Annotated in this window: 15 protein-coding genes; 6 read left to right on the forward strand and 9 right to left on the reverse strand. The window is 67.6% G+C overall.

The features are described 5' to 3' along the window. The first annotated feature begins 101 nt into the window (after window positions 1-101). On the forward strand, window positions 102-1,136 hold the full coding sequence (locus QRM96_RS10380) for a LacI family DNA-binding transcriptional regulator (RefSeq protein ID WP_285319557.1): 1,035 nt from the start codon (window positions 102-104) through the stop codon (window positions 1,134-1,136). On the opposite strand, the gene QRM96_RS10385 is transcribed toward QRM96_RS10380, so the two are convergent. Continuing rightward, the gene (locus QRM96_RS10385; RefSeq protein WP_285319558.1) at window positions 1,133-1,837 is read right to left on the reverse strand and encodes a FadR/GntR family transcriptional regulator; all 705 of its coding nucleotides are present in this window, start codon (window positions 1,835-1,837) and stop codon (window positions 1,133-1,135) included. The two genes, QRM96_RS10380 and QRM96_RS10385, sit on opposite strands and share 4 nt — an antisense overlap. A gap of 68 nt (window positions 1,838-1,905) precedes the next feature. Between QRM96_RS10385 and QRM96_RS10390 the strand changes: the two genes are divergently transcribed. Beyond that, a complete protein-coding gene (locus tag QRM96_RS10390; protein WP_285319559.1) occupies window positions 1,906-3,246 on the forward strand; it encodes an alpha-hydroxy acid oxidase in 1,341 nt (446 codons plus the stop codon). A 66-nt stretch (window positions 3,247-3,312) separates the two neighbouring features. On the opposite strand, the gene QRM96_RS10395 is transcribed toward QRM96_RS10390, so the two are convergent. Both QRM96_RS10395 and QRM96_RS10400 read right to left on the reverse strand, forming a co-directional pair. Continuing rightward, window positions 3,313-3,936 (reverse strand): ArsR/SmtB family transcription factor, encoded by a 624-nt coding sequence (locus tag QRM96_RS10395; RefSeq protein WP_285319560.1) that lies wholly within the window; start codon window positions 3,934-3,936, stop codon window positions 3,313-3,315. Window positions 3,937-4,016: 80 nt separating this feature from the next. Beyond that, window positions 4,017-5,228, reverse strand: coding sequence for an acetoin utilization protein AcuC (locus QRM96_RS10400; RefSeq protein WP_285319561.1), 1,212 nt, complete (start codon window positions 5,226-5,228; stop codon window positions 4,017-4,019). Between the two features lie 105 nt (window positions 5,229-5,333). Here QRM96_RS10400 and QRM96_RS10405 point away from each other — a divergent pair, with 105 nt between their 5' ends. Both QRM96_RS10405 and QRM96_RS10410 read left to right on the forward strand, forming a co-directional pair. Next, window positions 5,334-6,767 (forward strand): TrkH family potassium uptake protein, encoded by a 1,434-nt coding sequence (locus QRM96_RS10405; RefSeq protein ID WP_133830612.1) that lies wholly within the window; start codon window positions 5,334-5,336, stop codon window positions 6,765-6,767. Window positions 6,768-6,807: 40 nt separating this feature from the next. Then, a complete protein-coding gene (locus tag QRM96_RS10410) occupies window positions 6,808-7,446 on the forward strand; it encodes a potassium channel family protein (protein WP_018761823.1) in 639 nt (212 codons plus the stop codon). Between the two features lie 54 nt (window positions 7,447-7,500). Here QRM96_RS10410 and proC read toward each other — a convergent pair whose 3' ends face one another. The 5 genes from proC to QRM96_RS10435 all read right to left on the reverse strand — a co-directional run bounded on the left by proC (window position 7,501) and on the right by QRM96_RS10435 (window position 14,536). Beyond that, window positions 7,501-8,334 carry a pyrroline-5-carboxylate reductase gene (gene proC / locus QRM96_RS10415; RefSeq protein WP_018761824.1) on the reverse strand — a complete coding sequence of 278 codons (834 nt, stop codon included), beginning with the start codon at window positions 8,332-8,334 and terminating at the stop codon, window positions 7,501-7,503. Between the two features lie 245 nt (window positions 8,335-8,579). Then, complete coding sequence (locus QRM96_RS10420; protein ID WP_109045173.1) at window positions 8,580-9,569, reverse strand: Ppx/GppA phosphatase family protein; 990 nt, start codon at window positions 9,567-9,569, stop codon at window positions 8,580-8,582. A gap of 7 nt (window positions 9,570-9,576) precedes the next feature. Then, window positions 9,577-9,996 carry an SseB family protein gene (locus QRM96_RS10425; protein ID WP_018761826.1) on the reverse strand — a complete coding sequence of 140 codons (420 nt, stop codon included), beginning with the start codon at window positions 9,994-9,996 and terminating at the stop codon, window positions 9,577-9,579. A gap of 52 nt (window positions 9,997-10,048) precedes the next feature. Next, window positions 10,049-12,775 carry a type I DNA topoisomerase gene (gene topA, locus QRM96_RS10430; RefSeq protein WP_109045172.1) on the reverse strand — a complete coding sequence of 909 codons (2,727 nt, stop codon included), beginning with the start codon at window positions 12,773-12,775 and terminating at the stop codon, window positions 10,049-10,051. A 123-nt stretch (window positions 12,776-12,898) separates the two neighbouring features. Continuing rightward, entirely contained in the window at window positions 12,899-14,536 is a 1,638-nt protein-coding gene (locus QRM96_RS10435) for a N5-glutamine methyltransferase family protein (protein WP_285319562.1), read from the reverse strand. A 43-nt stretch (window positions 14,537-14,579) separates the two neighbouring features. Here QRM96_RS10435 and QRM96_RS10440 point away from each other — a divergent pair, with 43 nt between their 5' ends. Further along, window positions 14,580-15,050: a DUF6023 family protein gene (locus QRM96_RS10440; RefSeq protein ID WP_018761829.1), complete on the forward strand. Its 471-nt coding sequence runs from the start codon at window positions 14,580-14,582 to the stop codon at window positions 15,048-15,050. A 51-nt stretch (window positions 15,051-15,101) separates the two neighbouring features. Then, entirely contained in the window at window positions 15,102-15,665 is a 564-nt protein-coding gene (locus QRM96_RS10445) for a DUF6023 family protein (RefSeq protein ID WP_026264600.1), read from the forward strand. Window positions 15,666-15,674: 9 nt separating this feature from the next. Here QRM96_RS10445 and trhO read toward each other — a convergent pair whose 3' ends face one another. Further along, window positions 15,675-16,571, reverse strand: coding sequence for an oxygen-dependent tRNA uridine(34) hydroxylase TrhO (gene trhO / locus QRM96_RS10450; RefSeq protein WP_026264601.1), 897 nt, complete (start codon window positions 16,569-16,571; stop codon window positions 15,675-15,677). Window positions 16,572-16,680 lie beyond the last annotated feature (109 nt).

A 16,680-nucleotide genomic window follows, 5' to 3' on the forward strand; every position in this document is an offset into this window, starting at 1 on the left:
ATATGCTGTCTTCCAAAGCACCTGCCACCCGGGGCTTGTTGGCCCGGCGCCTAACGCAGCCGGCAGCATCCGTCCGGAGTGGCGCGACAGAAGGGTTCCCCATGGCAAGGAAATCGGCAAGCGGCCGGATCGGCATCGCGGATGTCGCCGTGAAGGCAGGAGTCTCACACGCCACGGTTTCGCGTGTCATGAACGGGAACTTCACCGTGGACCCGGACATCGCCGCCAGGGTCCGCGCAGCCGCCGCCGAACTGAAGTACCAGCCCAACCCGGTGGGCCGCAGCCTCGCACTGGGAAAGACGGACACCATCGGCATCGTGGTGCCGGATCTGGCCAACCCCACGTTCCAGGCGATCCTTCGCGGCCTCAGCCGGGCCGCGGCACAGGACGGCTACCGGGTGCTGATCGCGGATTCGTTCGAGGTTTCCAGCGAGGAGTCCATCCTGGCCGGCGAAGCCCGCCGCCGCTGCGACGGACTGGTCCTCTGCGCCCCCCGCATGTCCGATGCCGAACTGACGGAGATCGCGCCGTCCCTGCACCCGCTGGTGCTGATCAACCGCACCACGGACGCGCCGGACGTGCCCAGCCTGGTGGTGGACTACGGGCAGGGCGTCCAGGACATCGCAGGGCACCTGGTGGAGCTGGGGCACACCCGGCTGGCCTTTCTGGCAGGGCCGCCGCGGAGCGCATCCAACGGCATGCGGCTCAAGGGCTTGGAGTCTTTCAAGGCCGCCCACCCGCAGGTGGAGGTAACCATGCTTGAGGGCGGCTCGGACTTCGACACGGGACATGAAGCAGTTGACGCGGTCCTGGCGAGCGGGGCCACCGGCATCCTCGCCTTCAACGACCTCGTGGCCATGGGCCTGATGAGCGGACTGCATGAACGGGGCCTGGACGTGCCCGGCGACATCTCGGTCACCGGATTCGACGACATCCCCTTCGCCAAGTACACGACGCCGGCGCTCACCACCGCGGCCGTCCCCATCACCGAACTGGGCGAGCAGGCCTGGCACCAGCTCCGGGCATTGATCCGCAAGGAAGGGAACGAGGTGCCCGGCAGCCGGTTCCAGCCGCGGCTGGAAGTCCGGGCCAGCAGCGGCCCGGCCAAGGCGCCACGGAGCGCCGTCCACGGCTAGGGTTCCCGGGACCCGGCCCCCAGGCCCGCTTCCCGGTAATACCCCTCGATGTGTGCCGCCACCAGTTCCGCCGCCCGGCCGCCGTCGCCCTTCCGGACCGCTGCAAGGATGGCGTGGTGCTCGGCGCGCAAACGGGAGGCGGTGGCGTCCCAGTCGGGCAGGTTTGACGTCAGCTCTGCGGCGTAGCCCTGGATAGCCTCGCGGAGGGATCCCATCATGGCGCTGACCACCGCGTTGCCGGCGGCGTTGGCCAGCGCGAAATGGAAGCGGACATCGAGGGCCAGGAAGTCGCCGACCGACACGCCTTCCGCCTGGTCCATCCCGGCCAGCAGGGCCGCGGCCTCGTCGAGTTCGGGGGCATCCGGCCGCGCCTTGCCCGCAGCCCAGGACTCCAGCAGGACGCGGGTCTCCACAATGTCCGCCACGGGCAGGTGCTGGGTGGCAACGTGCAGGCGGAGGGCGGAGGCGAGCGCCGCGGTGGGATCCGAGATGACCACCGTCCCGGCATCGGGGCCGGACCCGACACCCGCGCGGACCACGCCCATCGCCTCGAGGATCCGGATGGCTTCCCGCACGGACGTCCGGGAGACCGTGAGCTGCTCGGCCAGGGTCCGTTCGGCAGGCAGCCTGCCGCCGACGGCCAGCCGGCCGGCAGAGAGTTGTTCCTCGATCCACGCCAGGACCAGCTGATGGGTTCGCATACGGCCAATGGTAGTTGATGTGGTTGGACCACATGGCCTACAGTGTGGTTGGACCACAGGAGGACGCCATGACCCACATCATCCAGCCCGGCAACCCGGAGGCCGCCCCGGCACCGGACACCACGGACATCCCGGCAACGCACGCACCTGCCAAGGCGCCGGCGTCGTCCGCCGTGCCCCCCGCCCTGAAGCGCCGCGTGCCCAAGTACTCGGACCTCGCTCCGCTGATGCAGTTCAAGAAGCCGGAGTTCAGCAAGGATGCCCGGCTCAAGCGGGCCAGCACCATCTGGGAACTCCGGGACATCGCCAAGCGGCGTACTCCGCAAGCTCCCTTCGACTACACGGACGGAGCAGCCGAGGAGGAAATTACCCTCCGCCGGGCCCGCCAGGCCTTCCTGGACATCGAATTCCGGCCCGGGATCCTGCGGAACGTCTCTGCCATCGACCTCAGCACCACCATCCTCGGCAAACCGTCCCGGCTTCCCGTCGGCATCGCCCCCACCGGATTCACCCGGATGATGCAGTCCGAGGGCGAATACGCCGGGTCCCGGGCCGCCGAGTCAGCGGGCATCCCCTACACGCTCTCCACCATGGGCACCGCGTCCATTGAGGACGTGGCAGCAGCCGCACCCAACGGCCGGAACTGGTTCCAGCTGTACCTGTGGACGGACCGCGACCGTTCGCTGGAACTGATCGAGCGCGCCGCCAAGGCCGGCAACGACACCCTCATGGTCACCGTGGACACAGCCGTGGCCGGTGCCCGCCTCCGCGACGTCCGCAACGGCATGACCATCCCGCCGGCACTGACCCTGAAGACTGTCCTGGATGCCTCCTACCGGCCGGCCTGGTGGTTCAACTTCCTCACGCACGAGCCGCTGACCTTCGCCTCGCTCTCGCGCTACACCGGCACCGTGGCGGACCTGATCAACTCCATGTTCGATCCCACGCTCACCTTCGAGGACCTGGACTGGCTGCGCGACACCTGGAAAGGCAACCTGGTGGTCAAGGGCATCCAGACGGTGGAGGACGCCCGCCGCGTCGTGGACCATGGCGCAGACGGCGTGGTGCTCTCCAACCACGGCGGCCGCCAGCTGGACCGGGCCCCCATCCCGTTCCACCTGCTCCCCGAGGTCAAGGAGGCCTTCACCAAGGACCACACGGACGCGGCCATCATGCTGGACACCGGCATCATGAGCGGCGCCGACATCGTGGCCGCCCTTGCCCTTGGCGCGGACTTCACCCTGATTGGGCGCGCCTACCTCTACGGCCTGATGGCCGGCGGACGGGCCGGCGTGGACCGCGCCCTGGAGATCCTGGAAAAGGACATGGCACGCACCATGGCGCTGCTGGGCGTCAGTTCCGTTTCGGGGCTCACGCCGGACCACGTGCGGCTGCTTGGCAAGCACTGAGCAGGGGGCCGGTGGCTGGGCGTGCCGAAACCCGGGTTTCGAGGCACCCAGCCGCCGGCGTCCACCCTATTTCTTGCGGCCGAACTTGGGCAGGTTGGGGAGGTTTGCCAGCAGGTCCGCGGCTTTGGTGGCCGCGCGGCCAACACTGCGTCCGATCTGCTGCGGAACGCTGTCATCGCTCAACGGGGCTGCTGTTCCGCCGGGAATGACGACGGCGGGGCTCAGTTCTGCTCCCTCGCGCGCCAGGACGCCCGCCGCGGCGTCCTCCTGGCGAGGCGCCACATGCCCCGGCACGACGGCGGCGGGTGCCTCCGCCGGGCCCGCCGCGGCGGCCGCCGCCGGCCGGCCCTTCGCCGCTGATGCCGTGTTCCCTGCGGCGCTGTTCTTTGGTGAGGCGCTGATTGGCGAGGAGGCCGCTTTGGCGGCCGTGCCGACGTCGAACGTCTCCAGCCAGCTTGCGATGCCCTCCAACGGACCCCGGTTCAAGGCGTAGTACCGCTTCTGGCCCTGCGCGCGCATGCTGACCAGCTGCGCTTCCCGCAGGACCTTCAGGTGCTTGGAAATGGTGGGCTGGCTGGCGTCCAGTTCCTCCACCAGCTCCCCCACTGCTTTGTCCCCCGCCCGGAGGGCCATCAGGATCTCCCGCCGGGTGGATTCCGCTATGACGGCAAATACGTCGTCTGTCACCATGCCTCCCACCCTAGCGACATATACGCCGAAAGGCATCAACTATTTCGGTACCCCACTGCTCCGGTGCACCACCGGAGCCGCTAGTCGAACCAGGGGTCCAGCCCGTGCAAGGGGAACACCGCCTTGCGGGTCGCCATGACGGTACGGTCCACGGCGTCGTTGGGGTCGAAGCCCACTTCCCAGGACCGCCACCACAGCTCCACGTCATCCCCCATCAGCGCGGGGGCCACGGTCCCGAATTTCTCCGCCACATAGAGCCGCCAGTCTTCCGGGACGGCGGTGCGCAGCGGCACTGGCCGCCCGGCGGCGATCGCCACCAGGTGGCTCCAGGACCGCGGCACCACATCCAGGACGTTGTAGCCGCCGCCGCCGGTGGCGATCCACCGGCCCCCGCAGAACCGTTCGGCCAGGTTTGCGACGGCGTTCGCGGCCTCGCGCTGCCCGTCGACACTGAGGTTGAGGTGGGTGAGGGGGTCGCTGCGGTGTGAATCGCAGCCGTGCTGACTCACGATGACCTCCGGTTCGAACGCGCCCACCAGTTGCGGCACGATGGCGTAGAACGCCCGGAGCCAGCCGGCGTCCCCGGTGCCGGCGGGCAGGGCAACGTTGACGGCTGTTCCCTCCGCTGCGGGGCCGCCGATCTCGTTGGCGAACCCTGTTCCGGGAAAGAGGGTCAGTCCTGTTTCGTGCAGCGAGAGCGTCAGGACCCGGGGATCGTCCCAGAAGATGTTCTGCGTTCCGTCGCCGTGGTGGGCATCGACATCGATGTAGGCCACTTTTCCCACGCCGCCGTCGAGGAGCCGCTGGACGGCAAGGGCGGCGTCGTTGTAGATGCAGAATCCACTGGCACGGTCCCGGGCGGCGTGGTGCATGCCGCCGCCGAAGTTGACCGCATGCACGGCCCAGCCCTCCAGCACGCCCTGGGCGGCCATCAGGGATCCGCCGGCAAGCCGCGCCGCGGCCTCATGCATTCCCGCGAAAGCCGGGTCATCCTCGGTCCCCAGCCCCCGGGACTCGTCCGGCCGGGAGGGGTCGGCGCTGACCCTGCGCACCGCCGCGACATAATCCACCGAGTGAACCGCTTCCAGTTCCGCGTCGGAGGCGGTCTCCGGCGCCTGCACATCCACATGGTCCAGGTCGAAGAGCCCCAGGCTGCGCGCCAGGCGGGCCGTCAGGTCCATCCGTTCCGGTGCCATGGGGTGGCCCGGACCAAAGTTGTAGGCAGTCATGTCAGGGCTCCACGCCACCATCGTCGGCGGCGCGGGCTGGCTTAGACCGGGCAGATATGTCATCAATCACAGGCTACCCGAGCCCGCCGGACTCCCAGCCGGGCCATGAAGCCGGGCTTTAGTGGTTTACTACTGGGGGAAGCAGTTTCGACCGAGGAAAAGCCACACATGACGCAGAGCCAGTCAAGGCCCCGGACCCCGGCCAGCTGGCACCCCCCAGCGCAGGAGCGGGAGGGCCTCTGGATCTTCACGCGGCTTCGCGACTTCATCGACGACATCGCCAACACCTCCCCTGCCAGGCTTGCCCTGACGGCGTTCGCCGCGGTCTGCATGGTGTTCACGTTCCTGCTGTCCCTGCCCATGGCTTCGGCCAACGGAACCGCCACCCCCATCCACGAGGCCCTGTTCACCGCCGTCTCGGCCGTCTGCGTGACGGGACTAACGGTGGTGTCGACGGCGGTGCACTGGTCCTTCTTCGGCCAGCTGGTGATCCTGGTGGGCATCTTCATCGGCGGTTTGGGTACCTTGACGCTGGCCTCGCTGCTGGCGCTGATGGTGAGCAAGCGGTTGGGGGTGCGCGGGAAGATCATTGCCGCCGAATCCATGAACAACGCCGGCCGCCTCGGTGAGGTGGGCACCCTGCTCCGGATCGTCATCACCACCTCCGTGGTCATCGAGGGCGTCCTGGCCCTGGCGCTCGTTCCCCGGTTCCTGACCCTGGGCGAGCCCTTCTGGCAGTCGGTGTGGCATGGCATCTTCTATGCCATCTCGTCGTTCAACAACGCCGGCTTCACCCCGCACTCGGACGGTATCGTGCCCTACGAGACGGACCTGTGGATCCTTATCCCGCTGATGGTGGGCGTCTTCCTGGGCAGCCTGGGCTTCCCCGTGGTGATGGTCCTCCAACAGAACGGCTTGAACTGGAAAAAGTGGAACCTGCACACCAAGCTCACCATCCAGGTATCGCTGATCCTCCTGGTGGCCGGGGCGTTCCTCTGGGCGCTGATGGAGTGGGACAACGTCCGGACCATCGGCACCATGGATGTGGGCGACAAGATCACCCACGCGCTGTTCGCATCCGTCATGACGCGTTCCGGCGGCTTCAACCTGGTGGACCAGAACCAGATGGATTCCACCACCATGCTGCTGACGGACGCCCTGATGTTCGCCGGCGGCGGTTCCGCGTCGACGGCGGGCGGCATCAAGGTCACCACCATCGCCGTGATGTTCCTGGCCATCGTCGCGGAGGCCCGCGGTGACGCGGACGTCAAGGTCTACGGCAGGACCATCCCGCAAGGAAGCATGCGGGTGGCCATCTCGGTGATCGTGGCCGGCGCCACCCTGGTGTCAGTGTCCGCTTTCCTGCTCCTGGCCATCAGCGGCCAGTCGCTTGACCGGGTGCTGTTCGAAACCATTTCCGCGTTCGCCACGGTGGGCCTGAGCACCAACCTCAGCGCCGAGGTGCCCCCTGCCGGCGTCTACGTCCTCGCGGCCCTGATGTTCGCGGGCCGCGTAGGAACCGTGACCCTCGCAGCCGCCCTGGCCCTGCGCCAGCGCAGCCAGTTGTACCACTACCCCGAAGAGAGGCCCATCATTGGCTAGTTCCACAGACGCCCCGCGGCGCCCCGCCCACAACGCCCCGGTGCTGGTGATCGGGCTGGGCCGCTTCGGATCATCCACGGCAGAGCAGCTGGTCAAACAGGGCCGGGAAGTACTCGCGATCGAACGCGACCGGAACCTGGTGCAGAAATGGGCCCCGCTCCTGACCCACGTGGTGGAGGCTGACGCCACCAACATCGACGCGTTGCGCCAGCTGGGCGCGCAGGAGTTCAGTTCCGCGGTGGTGGGGGTGGGGACGTCCATCGAGTCCTCCGTGCTGATCACCGTCAACCTGGTGGACCTGGGAATCGAACACCTCTGGGTCAAGGCAATCACCCCCTCGCACGGCAAGATCCTGACGCGGATCGGGGCCAACCACGTGATCTACCCGGAGGCCGACGCCGGAGTCCGGGCAGCGCACCTGGTCTCGGGCAGGATGCTGGACTTCATCGAGTTCGACGACGACTTCGCCATTGTGAAGATGTACCCGCCGCGGGAGACCGTGGGGTTCACGCTGGACGAGTCGAAGGTCCGCTCCAAGTACGGTGTGACGATTGTGGGCGTGAAGTCCCCGGGCGAGGATTTCACCTACGCCCGGCCCGAGACCAAGGTGTCCTCACGGGACATGCTCATTGTCTCCGGGCACGTCGACCTGCTGGAACGGTTCGCCGCCCGGCCATAAGGTCCCCCGGTGGTTGGGCTTGTCGAAACCGGATTTCGACAAGCCCAGCCTCCGTTACCCAAGCTGCTTGGTGATTTCCGCCGCCCGGTCCGCTGCCGCCTTGGCGCCGGCGGCGATGATGGCCGGGATGCCCTGTTCGTCGAACGTGGCGATGGCCCGTTCCGTGGTGCCGTTGGGGCTGGTGACCGCTTTGCGCAGCGCGGAGGGATCCGCCCCCGGTTCGGCGAGCATGAAGCCTGCGCCGGCCACCGTTTCGCGGGCAAGGAGCAGGGACAGCTCGCGGTCCAGGCCCAACTCCTCCCCCGCCGACGCCATGGCCTCGGCCAGGTAGAAGGCGTACGCCGGGCCCGAGCCGCTGATCGCTGACAGCGCATCCACCTGCTCTTCGGGCACTTCGACCACCGTCCCGGCGCCCTGCAGGATGTCCTTGACCTTCCGGAGCTGCTCGGGAGTGCAGTGGGTTCCCGGCGAGACGGACACCACGCCGCGGCCCAGCTTTGCCGGCGTGTTGGGCATGGTCCGGATGACCGGCTGGCCGGCGGGGAGCGCGGCTTCAAGCTGGGCGATGGATACTGCCGCGGCGACGCTGACCACCACGGCATCCGGCGAAAGGGCCGGGCCGATCTCCCGGGCCAGGTCAGCAATTCCCACCGGTTTGACGCCAAGGATGACGACGGCGGATCCCTTGGTGGCCTGTTTGTTGTTGTCTGGTTCTTCCTCGCCGGCGATCGCGGTAATGCCCGGGTACCGTTCGGCGAGTTCCGATGCGCGCTCCGCGCGGCGGACGGTGGCCACCACATCCCCGGGGTCCGTCCCGGCCTCCAGCAGGCCGGCAAGAATGGCCTCGTTCATGGATCCACAGCCAAGGAATGCAATTCGGTTGCTCATGCCTCCATCATTGCAGTACACATGCATTCACAGGCAACTCCCATGTTCAGCGCAGGCAGCGCACAACTTGGGGTCCTAACGTAGTTATTACCTCATTGAGGGTGCGAGTGATGCGGCAGGCATGGGGATGCCTGCCAGGGCACCGGTGGCTCGGCAACAGGTTTTCCCCCATTTTCCTGTTGCCGGCCCCGGTGCTTCCGCATTTAAGCGCGGCTGGTGTCGCTGCCCGGCCGAACGCTTGGTTGCTAGAGGGCAGGTTCCACCGGGCGGGACGCGGCCACATGGGGCGCCGGTTCCAGCGGCCCGGCGAAGACCAGCTGGTCCAGGCGGCGCAGGATGAGCCCTTCGCGCAAAGCCCAGGGGCAGATGCGCAGCTTCTTGAACTTGAACATCTCCAGGGCGGCTTCGGCCACCAGTGCACCGGCGAGGAGCTGGTGCGCCCGTGCTTCGGATACACCGGGGAGATGCAGCCTGTCCTCGGAGCTCATGGCCGAGATCCGCTGGGTCCAGATCCCCAGGTCCGAGGCGTGCAGTTCGCGCTTGACGTAGGGGCCTTCGGCGCTGGGCGCGGCCCCGGCGATCCGGGCCAGGGAGCGGAACGTTTTTGAGGTGCCTGCCACCACGTTGGCCCGGCCGAGGCCGTCGAATTCCCGGACAGCAGGTTTGAGGGTGGCCCTGATGTAGCGCCGCAGTTCCTTGACGCTTTTGGCCGACGGCGGGTCCTCGGGGAACCAGTCGCGGGTGAGCCTGCTGGCGCCGAGCGGCACGGAGGTGGCCACCTCAGGAAGCTCGTCCTGGCCGAAGGCCATTTCAAAGGAGCCGCCACCGATGTCCAGGTTCAGGATGGGGCCGGCGCCCCACCCGTGCCAGCGCCGCACCGCGAAGAACGTCATGGACGCTTCTTCGCTCCCGGTGAGTTCCTGGAGGGTCACCGTGGTCTCGTGCTTGACCCGGGCCAGGACGGCGGGGCCGTTGGTGGCCTCGCGGATGGCCGAGGTACAGAATGCCAGCAGGTCTTCGGCCTTGTGCCGGGCCGCGAATTCCCAGGCCTCCAGGACGAACTCGGTCAGCTCATGCTGTCCTTCGTCGCTGATGCTGCCGTCCGGTTCAAGGTACTGGACCAGGGACAACGGCCGCTTGTGGGACGCAAACGGGACAGGCTGCGCACCGGGGTGGGCGTCCACCAGGAGCAGGTGGACGGTGTTGGACCCGATGTCGAGGACGCCTAGACGCATGGGGACATTATTGCTCGTCGGCGCGCTTGAAGTCGCGCCGGATGTTCGCCACGCCTTCAGGATCGATCTCGAAGCCGTAGGCGGCGCCGGGGTTGATCACCATGCCCAGTTCGTCGCCAAGGTTGGCGATGATGGCTGCACCCTGCGTGCCCAGCACGTTGGGTGCGGCTTCCAGGTACTGCTGGTCCACCCGGGTGGGGTGCGAGAACACGGCGAGGACGGGGCGGCCGTCGGCGTTGGCAAGGACCAGCGGCTCAACCTGGGAGTCCACGCCTTCCACCGTGTCCGAGCTGATGATGTAGACCTCGCTGTTCAGGAAGGACAGGATGACGTCAACAGGATTGGCGTCTTCCTGCCCACCGGTGGCGAGCTTCTCCTCAAGGTCGTTAAGCGGCTGGAGATCCGTGTGCGCGGGCTGTTCAGTCATACCGTCTACCCGATCACGATCCGGTGGCCGGCGCAAACGCGCCGGCCAGGCACTACTTCTTGGCCGTTGCCTTCTTCTTTGCGGGTGCCTTGCGGGTGGCCGTCCGCTTGACCGGGCCCTTGGCGCGCTTCTCGGCCAACAGTTCCACGGCCTGTTCCCGGGTGAGTTCCTCCAGGGAGGTGGCACGCGGAACCGTGATGTTGGTGATGCCGTCGGTGATGTACGGACCGAACCGGCCTTCCTTCACCACGATGTTCTTCTCCGACACCGGGTCCGGACCGAACTCGGCCAGCGGCGGCACGGCGGCACGGGCGCCGCGCTGCTTGGGCTGTGAATAGATCTCCAGCGCCTGCTCCAGGGTAATGGTGAAGATTTCCTCTTCGGATCCGATCGAGCGCGAATCCGTGCCCTTTTTCAGGTACGGACCGAACCGGCCGTTCTGCACGGTAATGAGGTTGCCTTCGGCGTCCTCGCCCAGCGCGCGAGGCAGGCTCATGAGCTGCAGGGCTTCGTCCAGCGTCACGGACTCCACGGTCATGGACTTGAACAACGAACCCGTGCGCGGCTTGGCCTTGACCGGTTTCTTGGGCGGCTTGGGCTTGCCGTTCTTGTAGTACTCCACCGGCTGCTTGGCCAGGTCTTCGTCGGTCATTTCCGGGATGATCTCGGTGACGTAGGCGCCGTAGCGGCCGTTCTTGGCCACGACAGTGTGACCCGTGTGCGGGTCTGCACCGAGCACGCGCTCCTCCGGCGCCGCAGTCTCCATCAGCTCAATGGCTTTGGCTGCGGTCAGTTCGTCCGGGGCCAGGTCCTCGGGCACGTTGGCCCGGGCCGACTCCACGATCTCGCCCGTCTTGGGATCAACGACGGCTGCCGAACTTTCCAGGTACGGGCCGAACTTGCCCACCCGCAAGGTGATGTCGTCGGTGATCGGGATGGAGTTGATCTCACGGGCATCGATCTCGCCCAGGTTGTTGACGATGCTCAACAGGCCGGGGTCGGAGTCTTCGCCGAAGTAGAAGTGCCGGAGCCACGAAGCTCCCGCCTCCTGGCCGTTGGCGATCTTGTCCAGGTCGCCTTCCATGTCGGCAGTGAATTCGTAGTCCACGTAGTCGCTGAAGTGCTGCTCCAGCAACCGGATCACCGAGAACGCGATCCAGCTGGGCACCAGCGCGGAGCCCTGCTTCCGGACGTAGCCGCGGTCCTGGATGGTGGAGATCGTGGACGCGTACGTCGACGGGCGGCCGATGCCCTTCTTTTCCAGTTCGGCGGTCAGGGACGCTTCCGTGTAGCGCGGCGGCGGCGAGGTTTCGTGGCCTACCGCCTGGATGTCCGCGGCGGTGAGGGAGTCGTCCTTGGCCACGTTCGGGAGCCGGCGTGCTTCGTCGGACTCGTCATCGCCGCGGGTCTCGTCCTTGCCTTCTTCGTAGGCGGCCAGGAAGCCGGGGAAGGTGATGACGGTGCCGGACGCGGAGAACTCGGCGTCCCGCCCGTCGGTGGCAATGGCGCCCAGGCGGATGGTCGCCGTCGAGCCCTTGGCGTCGCCCATCTGGGACGCCACGGTGCGCTTCCAGATGAGCTCGTACAGGCGGAACTCGTCCCCGGAGAGCTGCTTGGCAACCTGGGCCGGCGTGCGGAAGGAGTCTCCGGCCGGGCGGATGGCCTCGTGCGCTTCCTGCGCGTTGGCGGCCTTGTTGGAGTAGACGCGCGGGGACTGCGGAATGTACTCCGGCCCGTAGAGCTCCGAGGCCTGCCGGCGCGCGGCGGTGATGGCTTCGTCACTCAGCGCCGACGAGTCCGTACGCATATAGGTGATGTAGCCGTTTTCGTAGAGCCGCTGGGCCACCTGCATGGTGCTCTTTGAGGAGAAGCGCAGCTTGCGGCCGGCCTCCTGCTGGAGGGTGGAGGTGGTGAACGGCGCGGCCGGGCGGCGGGTGTACGGCTTGGTGTCCACCGAGCGGACGCGGAAGTCCGCATCCTGGAGCCCGGCGGCGAGGGACGTCGCAAGCTCCTCGTTGAGGTGGGCCACGTTCTTGGCGGTGAGCTCGCCGTTGTCGTTGAAGTCGCGGCCGCTGGCCACCTTGGCGCCGTCAACGGCGGCGAGCTTGGCCTTGAACGAGCCCGAGTCCGCGCCGAACTGGCCGGTCAGGTCCCAGTAGGAGGCGGCTTTGAAGGCCATGCGTTCGCGTTCGCGGTCCACCACCATGCGCGTGACCACGGACTGCACGCGGCCGGCGGACAGGCCGCGGGCCACCTTGCGCCACAGCACCGGGGAGATCTCGTAGCCGTACAGGCGGTCCAGCACGCGGCGGGTTTCCTGCGCATCCACCAGGTCCTGGTCAACATCGCGCAGGTTGCCCATGGCGCGCTGGATGGCTTCCTTGGTGATTTCGCCGAACGTCATCCGGTAGACCGGGACCTTGGGCTTGAGCACTTCGAGCAGGTGCCACGCGATGGCTTCGCCTTCGCGGTCCCCATCGGTTGCGAGGTAAAGTTCGTCGGCGTCCTTGAGCGCAGCCTTGAGCTCGGTCACCTTTTTCTTCTTGTCCGGAGACACCACGTAGTAGGGCTTGAAGTCGTGGTCGATGTCGACGGCGAACTTGCCCACCGACGTTTTCTTCAGCTCGGCGGGGAGTTCGGACGGTTGCGGCAGGTCGCGGATGTGACCAATGGAGGCCTCTACGATGAAGCCCTCGCCGAGGTACTTGGCGATGGTCTTGCTCTTGGCCGGAGACTCCACAATCACGAGTTTCTTGCCGGTTTTGGCCTTGCTTGGCACGGTGCTCCTACAGAAAAAGGTTGCTGGGGCAGATGAGCCCATGTTCGCCTAGTTCACCATATTTTGGGGAATCGTGCGCATTCATGTGGAAAAGACGGGGCGCGGCCTGGAGCATAAGGGGGCTTACTGTTCGGCCGGAAACGCGGCCGGAATGAGGAAGCCGTCCCGCACCAGGTTGGCAACGTCGGCAAGCAGCGAGCGCTGGAACGACCCGGCCTCGCCGCCCAGGAGGGCCTCCAGGGCCGCGGCGATCTGCCCGGCGGCCAGGTCGCCGTCGCACGCCGAGACGAACCCGGCCAGCTCGGTGCTCATCAGGTTGGTGCGGCGCAGCCCGGCGCCCTGCCGGAGCAGGATCACGCCGGGGTGCTCGGCGCCGGGGCGCTGGTGGCGCTCCTCGGTGACGTCGTCGGCCACGAGCAGGTGCGTTCCGGCGAGATCGTGCGCTGCCAGCCAGTCGCTGCGTTCGACGGCGGCGCCCAGGTGGGGTCCGATGGGCTGCTCGATGGGGTATGTGATTTCCTCAAAGCGGCTGATGGTTTCCTGCCCGGCCGCAGCGGGGCGCCGCAGCCACACCATGCCAAAGCCGATCCCGGCGACGTTCCGGGACCCGAAATCCGCGAGGTACGCGGCGTAGGCGTCCCGGTAGTGTGCCCGGTCCCGGGATTCGGAGGCGTCCTGCAGCCAGGTTTCCGCGTATTGTTCCGGGCTGACCTGCTCCCGCTGGATGAACCAGGCGTCGGTGCCTGCCCGCACCCAGGACCTCGGCCGCTCGTCCCAGTTGGCGCCGGCGGGGACTTCCCAGTTTCCCAGCAGCTGGGCCACACCGCCCGGCGCCAGGACGCCGGGCAGGTCCGCCACCAGGGACGCGACGATCTCATCGCCCGGCAGGCCGCCGTCGCGGTAGGTGAACTGGCCGGCCGCGTCCTCTCCGGCACTGCGCGGCGTGATCACGAACGGCGGGTTGGACACCACCAGGCTGAATTCCTCCCCGGCCACCGGCTCCAGCAGCGAACCCAGGCGCAGGCTCACCCGGTCCTCGAGCCGGTCCGGGTCCACGGAGAGTGCCTCGGCGTTGAGCAGGATGTTGAAGCGGGCATAGGCCAAGGCGCGTTCGGAGATGTCAGTGGCGGTCACGTGCTGGCAGTGGTGCAGCAGGTGGAAGGCCTGGATGCCGCACCCCGTGCCCAGGTCCAGGGCGCGTTCGGTGTGCTGCCGGACGGTGGTCTGCACCAGCGTGGTGGACGCCTGCCCGATGCCCAGGACATGGTCGTGCCGCAGGACTCCTGCCTGCTGGTGGGCCGCGAGGTCGCTGGCCACCCACAGTTCAGCGCCGCCGCTGCCGTCGGGGTTGGCATCCCAGCCGTACGGGCGCAGGTCGGCTTTGGCCGTGATGCGGGGCGTGCCGGGGACGGGCTGGACCAGCCCCAGCTCCAGGAGCCCTTCCACGCCGATGCCCGGCAGCGCGGCGTCGAGCGTTTCCCGTTCCTGCGGCTCGGCCAGGAGCCACAGCCGGACGACGGCGGCAAGGGGCGCCGCCGCTGCGGTGCGCTGCACTGCCTGCGCGGTTGCCAGCATGGCGGGAATGACCTGGTCCCGGTTCAGCGCCGCGGAGGCCGTGGGCCCCAGCAGCCGGGCGACGCCGTCGAGCGTGTAGTCGATCCTGCGGAGGTCTGCGGCGAGCGCCGCCAGCAGCCCGGGAAGGTCGCTGCGGGGTGCGTCGGGAGTGTTGCCGGCGGTGAACTCGTACGGGGATTTAGGCACCGCTCAAGTTTAGTCCGGCCCGGCAGCGGGGTACGGTGGAAGCATGCCTTCCCGCCTGACCTTCCTTCCGCGCGCCCGCACCGCCGCGGTACGCCGTACGCTGCCGGCGGTACTGGTGGCCGCAGCCCTTGGGCTCACCGTCGCAGGGTGTTCGCCTGCGGGCTCGGTGGAGGCCGCGGATGTTCCGCAGTGGCGGGCCACGGCGCTGCCCACGTCCCCGGCGGACGTGGTGCTTCAGGATTCGGGCAAGATCCTCAACCGGGACCACCTCGTGCAGGAAGCACCTTCCGTTCCTGCCGGCAGCTACACGCTCACGGCGGTGTGTGCCGGCACCGGCAAGGCGTTCTTCGCGGTGTCACTGGACGGCAAGGCCGTCACCGAAGCGGGTGCGGCCTGCAACGGCCGTGCCGAGACCACCAGGATCAACCTGCCTGCCGGCGGCCGGGTCCAAATCAGCAGCTCCAGCGTGGACGCCCCGCTGCTCTACGCGTACCGGCTGGCCCCGGCGCAATAACACCGGTTTCCGGCTCTGGCCCGGCGCCCGTCGCGGGCATACAGTCGGACTATGCCCAGTGTGCGGAGGTTCTCCGCGCCCCTTCCCCGAAGGACAGCACGGGCGCCGCGGGCACCGAAGCCCGCGGCCGCCGTCGCCCTTGGACTGGTGCTTGCGGCAGGTGCCCTGGCGGGCTGCGAATATACGTACGACGACGGCCGGGCCGGTGCCGTCCAGGGCGGCACTACCATCGCCCCGGTTCCAGCGTTCACCCGCGATCCTTTGCAACAGGACCCGGTCAGCGGCGCCGACCTCGATGATTGGGTGTCCCGTGCCCTGCCGGAGGGTACGGCACCCGAGGTCCAGGCCGATGCCGGGTTGTTGGGGTCCGGCGAAGTGCGGACCGTGGCATCACCGGCCCTGGAGACCGGCACATACTCGCTGGCCTTGGCCTGCCGAAGCCAACGCCGGGTAGCGTTCACGGTGAGCACCGAGGACGTGACGCTGGTGGATCTTGGCCTTCGCTGCGGCATCAACCGGGAGAACGTCTTCTATCTCTCCACCCGGAGCGTCCTGACGGTGCGGCTGGAAGCGGGCAGCGCGGCGAACTATGCGTTCCGGCTCCGCAGGCTTTGACGTGCGGGCTCAGGCAGCGGCGCAGCCTTCGGGGCAGCGGAGCGTCTCCGGGCTGGAGGCGCACCCGGCGCAGTACAGCGTCAGGGTCCGGCAGCTGGGGTTGGAGCAGTTCTCGAATTTGCTGGTGGGTGCCGAGCAGCGGGCGCACTGGCCGATCGTCTTGGCGTCCTCGCTGAACTCGAGGTGCATGCGCTTGTCGAAGACGTAGAGTGAGCCTTCCCAGAGCCCCTGGTCCTTGAAGGCCTCGCCATAGCGGACAATGCCGCCGTCGAGCTGGTAGACCTCCTTGAAGCCGCGGTTCACCATCAGGCTGGAGAGGACCTCGCAGCGGATGCCGCCGGTGCAGTAGGTGACCACGGGCTTGTCCTTGAGGTCGTCGTACTTGCCCGAGTCGAGTTCCTTGATGAAGTCGTGCGTGGTGGCGACGTCGGGGACCACGGCGTCCTTGAACCGGCCGATTTGGGCCTCAAAGGCATTCCTGCCGTCGAAGAACACCACGTCCTCGCCGCCCTGCTTCTTGGCGTCCACCAGTTCGTGCAGTTCCTCGGGCTTGAGGTGCTTGCCTCCGCCCACCACTCCATTGGCATCGACGGTCAATTCTCCGGGCGCACCGAAGGAGACGATCTCGTCCCGCACCTTGACGCTGAGCCTGGGAAAGTCCTCTGCGCCGCCGTCGGACCACTTCACGTCGATGCCCCGGAACCCCGGGTACTCGCGGGTGGTCTTGACGTACTGTTTGACCGCGCCGATTTCCCCGCCCACCGTGGCGTTGATTCCGTCCTTGGAGATAAGGATGCGGCCGGTCAGGCCGAGCTTCTCGCAGAGGGCGCGCTGCCAAAGCCGCACGGCGTCCGGATCCGCGATGGGGGTAAAGCCGTAAAAGAGCACAATTCGGTTCAAAGCCACGTATTTAAGGGTACCGCCGGCCCGGAGCAGGGTTACCGCCGGCCCGGGAGCGGGGGCGCATCACAATTCCATAAGCACTGGGCCACCCCCTGTTGCTTGCGATCCTGCT

The sequence above is a fragment of the Pseudarthrobacter sp. lyk4-40-TYG-27 genome (assembly GCF_030209295.1).
Taxonomy (GTDB): Bacteria; Actinomycetota; Actinomycetes; order Actinomycetales; family Micrococcaceae; genus Arthrobacter.

Bases quoted from the DNA above. Each gene is read 5' to 3' on its own strand.
- QRM96_RS10420 (WP_109045173.1), bottom strand. From the start codon at position 9,569: ATGCGTCTAGGCGTCCTCGACATCGGGTCCAACACCGTCCACCTGCTC.
- QRM96_RS10400 (WP_285319561.1), bottom strand. From the start codon at position 5,228: ATGACATATCTGCCCGGTCTAAGCCAGCCCGCGCCGCCGACGATGGTG.
- QRM96_RS10385 (WP_285319558.1), bottom strand. From the start codon at position 1,837: ATGCGAACCCATCAGCTGGTCCTGGCGTGGATCGAGGAACAACTCTCT.
- QRM96_RS10380 (WP_285319557.1), top strand. From the start codon at position 102: ATGGCAAGGAAATCGGCAAGCGGCCGGATCGGCATCGCGGATGTCGCC.
- QRM96_RS10395 (WP_285319560.1), bottom strand. From the start codon at position 3,936: ATGGTGACAGACGACGTATTTGCCGTCATAGCGGAATCCACCCGGCGG.
- QRM96_RS10425 (WP_018761826.1), bottom strand. From the start codon at position 9,996: ATGACTGAACAGCCCGCGCACACGGATCTCCAGCCGCTTAACGACCTT.
- QRM96_RS10445 (WP_026264600.1), top strand. From the start codon at position 15,102: ATGCCCAGTGTGCGGAGGTTCTCCGCGCCCCTTCCCCGAAGGACAGCA.
- QRM96_RS10390 (WP_285319559.1), top strand. From the start codon at position 1,906: ATGACCCACATCATCCAGCCCGGCAACCCGGAGGCCGCCCCGGCACCG.
- proC (WP_018761824.1), bottom strand. From the start codon at position 8,334: ATGAGCAACCGAATTGCATTCCTTGGCTGTGGATCCATGAACGAGGCC.
- QRM96_RS10440 (WP_018761829.1), top strand. From the start codon at position 14,580: ATGCCTTCCCGCCTGACCTTCCTTCCGCGCGCCCGCACCGCCGCGGTA.
- QRM96_RS10405 (WP_133830612.1), top strand. From the start codon at position 5,334: ATGACGCAGAGCCAGTCAAGGCCCCGGACCCCGGCCAGCTGGCACCCC.